Raw genomic sequence first — 8,340 nt, 5'->3', positions numbered from 1 at the left:
CTCCAGGCGGCGGGTGCGCTGCCGGCCGGGGCACGCGAACAGGTCCCGGGACTGCTGGCCACGGCTCAGGACGCGTATCTGTCGGCCATGCATGTGAGCTTCGGTGTGGCCGCCGGGGCTCTCGCACTGGCCGCGGTGGTGGCCGCGGTGTGGCTGCCGGGCAGGATCAACGTCCCCACCGACACCACCACGGAGACCGGCTCCGAGACCGCCCCCGACGCAGACGCGCGGTCGAGTGCAGCCGAATCCCCGGACTCCGCCACCCAACCGGCGCGATAACCGGGCCGTGGCGCTTCGTTCGGCCCGGTACCACCGGGTGCCCGGCCGCACGAGGCGCCACCGCGCCTTCGTACACGCCGGGCACCCGGCCGAAACAGGCACAGCCAGAGAGTGCCGGTACGCCTCCGCCCGTCCGGACCGCTCTCAGCCGCCTGCGCCACTCGATCAACCCTGGCTCGTCACCCGCCCCCAGGGCCCGTTCCTTTCCGTTCCTTCCCTTTCCGGAACGTCAACCGCTCGGATCAGCGAGGGACCGGGTCTTCAGGAGGAACCCGCGCCCCCGCACGGTCTCTATGGCCAGCCCGACGGACAGGACCTTCCGCCGCAACCTCATCATGTGCAGGTCGAGTGCGTTCTGGCTGGCGGAGCGGTTGGCGGACAGGAGCCGCTCCGCCAGTTCCGCCCGGCTCACCATCCCCGGACGACGCTGCACGAGCCCGCGCAGCACCGCCGCCTCGGAGACGGTGAGGGGCAGGACAGCGCCGCCGTAGCGAAGCAACCCGTCCTCGTCCACGACGGGGGCCGCGCTCCGGGACGTGGCCTTGAGATGCAGTGACGCGATTCTGGTCTTCAACTCCCAGGCCTCCACCGGCTGTCGTACCCAGTCCTCGTGCGCGCCCGCCAACTCGGGCACCCGTGCGCCCCTGGCCACCACGATGAGGCAGGGCAGTCCCTGCATACGGAAGCCCTCCAGTTTTCCCGACTCGGCCGGCCAACGGACGATCTTCACATCCGGCGTCATGATGTCTTCCACGCATGCCTTCCTCTCGTACTCTCCCGCTCTGTGGCACATGACGAGCCCGCGTCGGCGACGCGGACGCCTGTGGAACCCCGGCGAGCCTGGCGGAGCGTCCCCCCGGAGACAAAGGGGCACGCGGTACGCAACCCCGGTGAAATATTGACGGACACGTATCAATAGATGGTTTTCGGCCTACGGGTGAACAGGGGGTATCGCGGCTCGGTGAACGTGGATGTGGATGTGGATGTGCTCAGTCGAGCTGTCATGCCCGCACCTTCTGTCGAACAGAGTTGGCGTAGCACATACTTCTGGACCGCCCCTCGTGAACCGCTTGAGAGCGGCCGGGAACGGTCGACGAGGCGCTGGGCGTGAGCTGGGCACGCGTCGGAAGTACGAGCCGACGGACCAGGCCCGGCTCAGGCAGTAGATGGCAGCGGTGCCGTGCCCGATCGAACTGAACCGAGACCGACTGGCCGAGCCGGTGGTGTCGCGTAGCCGCAAGGACCGCTTGGAGCCGCCGGCCCCCGCGAAGGTGACGCGGCTGGTCGCCTCGGCGGTGAACACCGCGAGGAGGCATTCTGCGCGACGACGGTGGAGCGGCTGTCTTCGGCCTCGCGTACCTGGCTGGACGACCTGGTCGCCAGGACAAGGGGGCAGGAGGGCAGCCCGGGCGGGAGCCGAACGTTCTTCCGAACTGAAGGCGGAGCCCGGCGCGCTCGGCGGGAGTCTTCCTCGCCGAGGTGAACAAGCCACAGAGGGTGTATCAGTTGGATTGGACTGGAGCGGGCCGTACGCACGGCCTTTACCTGCGACTACCTCACCGACGCCGACCTACGCGGGGAGATCGGCGGGCCTGCAGGGTTGCCTGTTCCAGCACTTCCTCGACAGCTGACCGGTGCGTCCGGGCCACGGAAGCCGGCCGGCTGAAACGGCGCAGCAGCCCCGCGCCCTCAGTTGCGGATCGGGAAGGACGCCTGGAACTCCAGGCGCTCGTCTGCTGTGTCGCCGATGGCGGAGAGAACCTCGTCGAGAGCGATGAACTCCTCCCACGCCGCCCTTCCGCTCGCTTCGGCCAGCCGTGCCACGACGAGATCCTCCAGGTCAGGGACACGCTTGTTCTTCCAGATCTTGTCGGCGAGGCTGACCAGCAGGTCCTCGATGCCGACGCGGACGTTCGCCCACGACGCGTGAGTCGCAGCGAAGCGCGCCAGCTCCGGACCGACGCCGCGTTCGAGCAGAAGAGTTTGTCCCGTTTCCTCGTGCGCCGATCCAGGCCCGGCGAGCTCGGCCAGGTGCACCGTCTTGCCTATGTCATGCGTCGCGGCCCCGAAGAGCACCGCCTCGCGGTCGAAGACGACAGCGGGGTACCGCCGTCCCACCCAGCCGACCAACTGGTGTGCGACGTCATGGACGGCGCGCAGGTGAGCCGCCAGCCGCGGCGGACTTCCCAGCTCTGACAGAAGCTCTACGACACGATCCGGCAGAGGGAGCAGAGGCGGGTCGGCGGTGCCGCTCATGGCCTTCGACAAGACGGCATTGGCAATCACCGCGTCAGGGTACTGACCTCCGCCGCTGCCTGTGTCTGCAAGAGGAACTCTCAACGAACCTGTCGGTCTTACGGAACAACTGCCCGAGAGTGTCGACCACGACATCGTGAGCCACCGGATCATCTTCGCCATCAAGGCGATCCGTGAGGCACGCGCCTGCACACTCCACGAGGCGCTGGACGTCTTCGCCGAACGCTACGAGGCCTCCGGTGTTCGGTTTCTTCTCAGTCGAAGAATTCCCTGCCGGAGACCTCGCTCACCGCACGGTGATGAGTGTCAGAGAGGGTTGAGGCGGGACTTGAGCAGGCAGAACTCGTTGCCTTCGGGGTCGGACAGGACGTGCCACTGTTCCTGCCCCGTCTGGCCGATGTCGGCCTTGCGCGCGCCGAGTTTCAGCAGGCGTTCGAGTTCGGCGTCCTGGTCGCGGTCGGTGGCGTTGATGTCGATGTGCAGCCGGGACTTACCCTTCTCCGGATCGTCCCTGCGACTGAGAATGATCGTCGGCTGCGAACCGCCGAACCCGTCGCGCGCCCCGATCTCGTACATGTCGTCGCCCTCGCGGTCGAGCACGACGAAGTCCAGGACCTCGCACCAGAACCGTGCCAGCACCTCAGGGTCGCGACAACCCAGCACGAGTTCACTGATACGACACGCCATAACCGAACCTGCTCTCAGCCTGGGAACTGCCGGGGCGGCCCCACGCGAACCTCATGGGCTCCCGGCAGAGAAAACAACCCCGCGACCGTACCGGACCAGGTGAGGACGGGCGAAATGATTTCCGGGCCGCCTTCCTCCTGGCGGCGGTCAGGGACAGCGGCGAGCGGCGACGATCCAGGCACGCGAGTCGAAGTGGACACCGCTGTCGGTCTCGTGGGCGTCGAGGGTGGTGCGCAACCGCGTACGTGCCTCATCGGCCGCGGCGGCATCGAGGTTGGCGAGCAGGTCCCTGACCTCCCACAGGCGGAGCACCGCGTCGAAGGCGGTGGCGCTGTCCGGGCCGTAGAAGACGGGCTCACTTACGTCGGTGAAGCCGATCTCCGCGAAGCCGGCCGCCGTCAGGATCCCTTCCGTGACGGTCGGGTCGGCGAGTGAGAACGGGTCCGGGCCGTCGGGTGGCGCGGACGCGACGGTGAGGCTACGGCGGATCGCGGTGGCCCACTCGTTGCGGTCGCGCTCCTGCCAGACCAGCAGCACCAGGCGCCCCTCGGGGCGCAGCGCACGCCCGATGTTGGTGAAGGCGGCGACCGGGTCGGCGAAGAACATCGTTCCGAACCTGCTGACGCAGAGGTCGAACCGAGCCGGTGGAAAGCGGTGAGTCTGGGCATCCGCCTGGTGGTAGGTGATGTTGTTCAGCCCCTGGGCGTCGCTGAGGCGCCGGGCCCGTTCCAGCATGGGCGCGGAGAGATCGACCCCTACCGCGCTTCCCTCGCCGGCGGCGCGGGCGGCCTCGCGCGTGGACTGGCCTGTGCCACAGCCGATGTCGAGCACGTGGTCGCGCGAGCCGACGTCGGCTGCGGCTCGGAAGAGTTCGTTGTGCAGGCGCAGTTCCGCGTCGTAGTCGAACAGGTCTGACAGATCTGACATCACCGTCACCGAATCCTTTCGATGTCTGCGGCCGGGGCCTTGGCTGTGGCTGTGCTCGTGTCTGCCGGGCCGTCCCGCAGTACGCCTCTCACCTGGTCCAGTGACACTGTCTCCGGCGCGAACTCCGCCAGCCACCACGTGGCACCCGCAGGGACGTAGGGCGCGGGATCGGCGCCGGGTGGGAGGGGGACGGCGATGTCGTACGGGGTGGTCGTTCGCCGGCGGAGGCCGGTGAGGGTGGTGACGATGTCGGCGAGCTGGTCGGGGTGTTCGAGGTTGACCGGGACGAACCCGTCGTGCCGGGCGGCGCGTCGCAGCGGTCTGGCACTGCCGGGAAGTCCTGCTGCCCACACCGGTACGCCGGGGCGCTGAACCGGTCCGGGGAGGAAGGAGATCCCGTCGACGGTGTAGTGGCGGCCGTGATGGTGCACCGGCCTGCCGGACCACGCGGCGGTGAGGATCTCCAGTGACTCGTCGAGCATCTGGCCGCGCCGCCGGTCATCGAGTTCCTCGCCGGTCGCGCTCAGTTCGCCGGCGAAGCGGTCGCTGCCGAGACCGACACCGAGTGTGAGGCGGCCGGCGCCGAGCCGGTCCAGGGTGGCGGTCTCCCTGGCGACCTTGGGCGGCCGCCGGCGGGCAAGGGGCGTGACCATGGGGCCGAACCGGAGGCGTTCGGTGGCGGTGGCGACCGCTGCCAGGGTGATCCACGGGTCGGCCACCCGGCGGACCGGCGCCCGCCAGCTCAGGTGGTCCCATACGAACACGCCGTGCCAGCCTGCCTCTTCCGCCTCGGCGGCCAGCCGGGCGATCGCCGCCGGGTCGGCGAGATCGTCGAACAGCGGCAGCCAGAGCGCCGACCGTAGCCGGGTCATGGCCGGCCGCCCGCGGTGTGCTGGAGCAGAGCCGGGACGAACACGTCCCACAGCGGCTTCGGCAGATCGTGTCCGGCGCCCTCCAGGGTCAGCAGGGTCGCGCCGGGAATCGTGTCGCGCAGCGCGTGTCCGTGTGGGAGTGGGAGAACCGGATCGTGGTCGCCGTGCACCACCAGGGTCGGGGCGTTGACGGACGTGAAATCGCGGGACGATCCCTCGAAGCTCATCGCGTAGTGGTTGACGAGGGTGGAGGCGATGTCGCGCGTGCGGGCCACGTCCTGTTCGACCAGCGTGCGCGTGGCGGTCTCGTCGAAGTAGGGCGAGCCGCCCGAGCACGCCTTCGCCGATGCGACGACGAAGTCCACCACCGCACCGGTGTCTGTGGGGTCCGGGTCGGCGGGGATACCGTCGGCGAGTCCCTCCGACGACGGCGGGAGTCCTTCCTCGCCCGTGGAGGTGGAGACGAACGTCAGTGACTCCACCCGGTCGGGGTGGTCCACGCCGACCATGAGCCCGATTCCGCCGGCCATGGACCGGCAGACGATGTGCGCGCGCTCGACGTTCAGGGCGTCCAGGATGCCGAGCGCGTCCCCGGCCAGGTCGGCGTACGTATAGCCGGGTCGGCCCGGCGGGTAGCTGGTGGACCTGCCGGTGTCCCGGTTGTCGTAGCGGATCACGAACCGGTCGCCACGCGCGATCCGCTCACACAGCTCGGTCTCCCACCACAGCATCGAGGCGGTCGCGCCGTCGATGAGGAGGATCGCCGGGTTCGCGGGGTTGCCGAAGGTCTCGAAGCACAGCTCGGCATCGTTGATCTTCACGAGCTGCTCGCCGTGCGAAAGGTTGTCTGTCATGAGCGTCACGCTAGACCTGCTCTTCCATCGCGAAAAGCGATAGTTTCCGATCAAGTCGATCGTGAAATGTAATGCTATTGGCTAGGGTGGGCTCATGTCCGATGTGGAACTGCGGCATCTCGCCACGATGGCGGCGGTCGCCGACGAAGGCTCGTTCGGGCGGGCCGCCGCGCGACTCGGGTACACCCAGTCGACGGTGAGTCAGCAGATCGCGGCTCTGGAGAAAGCCGTCGGCGGTGCCGTGTTCGACCGGCCGGGTGGCCCCAAGCCGGTGCGGATCACCCCGCTCGGCACGGTCGTGCTGGCCCACGGACGCGACCTGCTCGCGAAGGCCCAGGCGATGGCGGCGGCCGTGGACCGGTTCAAGGCCGGCGACGGCCGGGTCGACATCGGGACTTTCCAGAGCGTGTCCAACGTGATTCTTCCGCTGCTCGTACGCGGGCTTCGGGACGAGCACCCCGACTGCGACATCAGGCTGTTCGAGGAGGAGACCGATCAGCCCCAGGTCCATGAGCTCGACCTGACGTTCTTCGACGGCCGTGTCGAAGGCGACGTCGAACACCGCAAACTGCTCGACGATCCCTACCTGTTGGTGGCCCGCCGCGGCACCTTCCCCGACGGCCCCGTGCGCCTGGCCCGACTCGACGGCGCGCCCATGGTGGCTCACCCACCGATCTGCGACCAGGCCCGGATGGAACAGGCCCTCGCCCGCCGCGGCGTACGGCCGCACATCGTGTGCCGCACCGCGGGCAACGAAACCGTGCTGTCGATGGTGCGCGCCGGCATGGGTTCGGCGATCCTGCCTCAACTCGCCGTCCACAGTGCCGACGTCGGCTCCGACGCTTCGCTGTGCGTCCACGAACTCAGACCGGCACCGCCGCCGCGCGAGATCTTCCTGCTGTGGCAGGCGCATCGCACTCACTCCCCCCTCGCGGCACGGGCGATCGAGCTCGCCGTGGAGATCGCAGGCACGATCGCCGAGCGCGGTTGATCCTGCGCCGACCCACACCTCCGGCCCCCGTACGTCACTGCCCTTGTACGGGAGTGCCGCGGCGCCGACCGGGAACGTGGTTGTTCGGGCTCGTCCAGCAGCCCGTGACGTTCCGTCCTCATAGTCCAGTGGGAGTTTCGGCGTGACACTCGGCGGTATACCTGCACCCCCCGCTCGCGACACGGCACCTGATGCGACACCTGACGCGGCGGCGCGCAAGCTGCGCCTGCGCCGTCGCCTGGAGCGGCTGATCGGCGTGGCCGCCACCGAAGGCAACGAACTGCTGCCCCTGCGCAACGGCGACGAGATCTTCCCCGCGATGCTCGGAGCGATCCGATCGGCTCGGCACACCATCGACATGATGACGTTCGTGTACTGGCGGGGCCAGATCGCCCACGACTTCGCCGCCGGCCTGGCCGACCGCGCCCGCGCGGGGGTACGGGTGCGGCTCCTGCTCGACGGCTTCGGCGCGAAGGAGATCGAGCGGGAGCTGCTGGACCTCATGACCTCCGCCGGAGTGGAAGTGGCCTGGTTCCGCAGACCCGCCTGGCTGTCGCCGTTCAAACAGAATCACCGCTGCCACCGCAAGGCCCTCATCGTCGACGAACACACGGCTTTCACCGGGGGCGTGGGCATCGCGGAGGAATGGTGCGGTGACGCGCGCAACCCCGCCGAGTGGCGGGACACCCATGTCCAGGTCCGCGGTCCGGCCATCGACGGCATCGCCGCGGCGTTCGCGCAGAACTGGGCGGAGTGCCACGACGAACTCTTCGACGACCGCGACCGCTTCGTCGAACACCCGCAGTCCGGCTCGTCGGTGGTGCAGGTCGTCCGAGGCTCCGCGAGTATCGGCTGGCAGGACATGCAGACCCTCATCCGGGTCATGCTCAGCTCCGCCGAGGAGAGCTTCCGGCTGGCCACCGCCTACTTCGCTCCGGACACCTACTTCATCGACCTGCTGTGCGAGACCGCTCGTCGCGGCGTGCGCGTCGAGATCCTGCTGCCCGGCCCGCACACCGACCAGCGCGCCTGTCAGCTCGCCGGTCAACACCACTACACGCGCCTGTTGCGGGCAGGTGTGCACATCCGTCAGTTCCAGCCGACCATGATGCACGCCAAGATCATCACCGTGGACTCGGTCGCCTCGCTCATCGGCTCCACCAACTTCAACCGTCGGTCCATGGACCACGACGAAGAGGTGATGCTCGCCGTACTGGACGAGGAGTTCACCGCCTCACTCGAACGGGACTACGACGCGGACCTCGAACGCAGTGTGGACATCGATCTCACTCGCTGGAGACGGCGGACGCTGCTCCAGCGCGTCAAGGAAGCCGCTGTCACCCCGATCCGCCGCTTTCTCTGAACTCGGGCGGCAGGGCTCGGACAACGCCGGGGACGGGTACACGGCCGGAGGTCGCACGGATTCCCTCGTGCGTGCCCGTCCCGCCCCCGACTTCAGACACGCCTACCCCTG

At 68.7% G+C, this 8,340-nt stretch carries 8 protein-coding genes and 1 pseudogene; 3 read left to right on the top strand and 6 right to left on the bottom strand.

Going from position 1 to position 8,340, the window contains the following annotated elements; all coding sequences use genetic code 11:
* Positions 1-279 (top strand): annotated as a pseudogene (locus STRTUCAR8_RS42125) (hypothetical protein); the annotation flags it as partial.
* Positions 280-508: 229 nt separating this feature from the next.
* On the opposite strand, the gene STRTUCAR8_RS42120 reads toward STRTUCAR8_RS42125, so the two are convergent.
* The 6 genes from STRTUCAR8_RS42120 to STRTUCAR8_RS42095 all read right to left on the bottom strand — a co-directional run bounded on the left by STRTUCAR8_RS42120 (position 509) and on the right by STRTUCAR8_RS42095 (position 5,875).
* On the bottom strand, positions 509-1,033 hold the full coding sequence (locus tag STRTUCAR8_RS42120) for a winged helix-turn-helix domain-containing protein (RefSeq protein WP_006382523.1): 525 nt from the start codon (positions 1,031-1,033) through the stop codon (positions 509-511).
* A gap of 935 nt (positions 1,034-1,968) precedes the next feature.
* Positions 1,969-2,535: an HD domain-containing protein gene (locus STRTUCAR8_RS42115; protein ID WP_044473825.1), complete on the bottom strand. Its 567-nt coding sequence runs from the start codon at positions 2,533-2,535 to the stop codon at positions 1,969-1,971.
* 306 nt (positions 2,536-2,841) lie between these two features.
* A complete protein-coding gene (locus STRTUCAR8_RS42110; protein WP_006382526.1) occupies positions 2,842-3,222 on the bottom strand; it encodes a VOC family protein in 381 nt (126 codons plus the stop codon).
* Between the two features lie 147 nt (positions 3,223-3,369).
* Positions 3,370-4,149: a class I SAM-dependent methyltransferase gene (locus STRTUCAR8_RS42105; protein WP_044473827.1), complete on the bottom strand. Its 780-nt coding sequence runs from the start codon at positions 4,147-4,149 to the stop codon at positions 3,370-3,372.
* Between the two features lie 5 nt (positions 4,150-4,154).
* Positions 4,155-5,021 carry an LLM class flavin-dependent oxidoreductase gene (locus STRTUCAR8_RS42100; RefSeq protein ID WP_006382521.1) on the bottom strand — a complete coding sequence of 289 codons (867 nt, stop codon included), beginning with the start codon at positions 5,019-5,021 and terminating at the stop codon, positions 4,155-4,157.
* Entirely contained in the window at positions 5,018-5,875 is an 858-nt protein-coding gene (locus STRTUCAR8_RS42095; RefSeq protein ID WP_044473824.1) for an alpha/beta fold hydrolase, read from the bottom strand. Before STRTUCAR8_RS42095 ends, STRTUCAR8_RS42100 begins: the two co-directional genes overlap by 4 nt.
* A gap of 94 nt (positions 5,876-5,969) precedes the next feature.
* Here STRTUCAR8_RS42095 and STRTUCAR8_RS42090 point away from each other — a divergent pair, with 94 nt between their 5' ends.
* Positions 5,970-6,866, top strand: a complete 897-nt coding sequence (locus STRTUCAR8_RS42090; RefSeq protein WP_006382520.1) for a LysR family transcriptional regulator — start codon at positions 5,970-5,972, stop codon at positions 6,864-6,866.
* A gap of 157 nt (positions 6,867-7,023) precedes the next feature.
* Positions 7,024-8,229: a phospholipase D-like domain-containing protein gene (locus STRTUCAR8_RS42085; RefSeq protein ID WP_179200478.1), complete on the top strand. Its 1,206-nt coding sequence runs from the start codon at positions 7,024-7,026 to the stop codon at positions 8,227-8,229.
* Positions 8,230-8,340 lie beyond the last annotated feature (111 nt).

The organism is Streptomyces turgidiscabies Car8 (assembly GCF_000331005.1).
Taxonomy (GTDB): domain Bacteria; phylum Actinomycetota; class Actinomycetes; order Streptomycetales; family Streptomycetaceae; genus Streptomyces; species Streptomyces turgidiscabies.
The sequence above is the reverse complement of the archived record's forward strand: the minus strand, read 5'-3'. Positions and strand labels throughout refer to the sequence as shown.

Excerpts from the sequence above, each read along its gene's own strand:
- STRTUCAR8_RS42115 (WP_044473825.1), bottom strand. The coding sequence starts at position 2,535 with ATGAGCGGCACCGCCGACCCGCCTCTGCTCCCTCTGCCGGATCGTGTC.
- STRTUCAR8_RS42110 (WP_006382526.1), bottom strand. The coding sequence starts at position 3,222 with ATGGCGTGTCGTATCAGTGAACTCGTGCTGGGTTGTCGCGACCCTGAG.
- STRTUCAR8_RS42105 (WP_044473827.1), bottom strand. The coding sequence starts at position 4,149 with ATGTCAGATCTGTCAGACCTGTTCGACTACGACGCGGAACTGCGCCTG.
- STRTUCAR8_RS42100 (WP_006382521.1), bottom strand. The coding sequence starts at position 5,021 with ATGACCCGGCTACGGTCGGCGCTCTGGCTGCCGCTGTTCGACGATCTC.
- STRTUCAR8_RS42095 (WP_044473824.1), bottom strand. The coding sequence starts at position 5,875 with ATGACAGACAACCTTTCGCACGGCGAGCAGCTCGTGAAGATCAACGAT.
- STRTUCAR8_RS42090 (WP_006382520.1), top strand. The coding sequence starts at position 5,970 with ATGTCCGATGTGGAACTGCGGCATCTCGCCACGATGGCGGCGGTCGCC.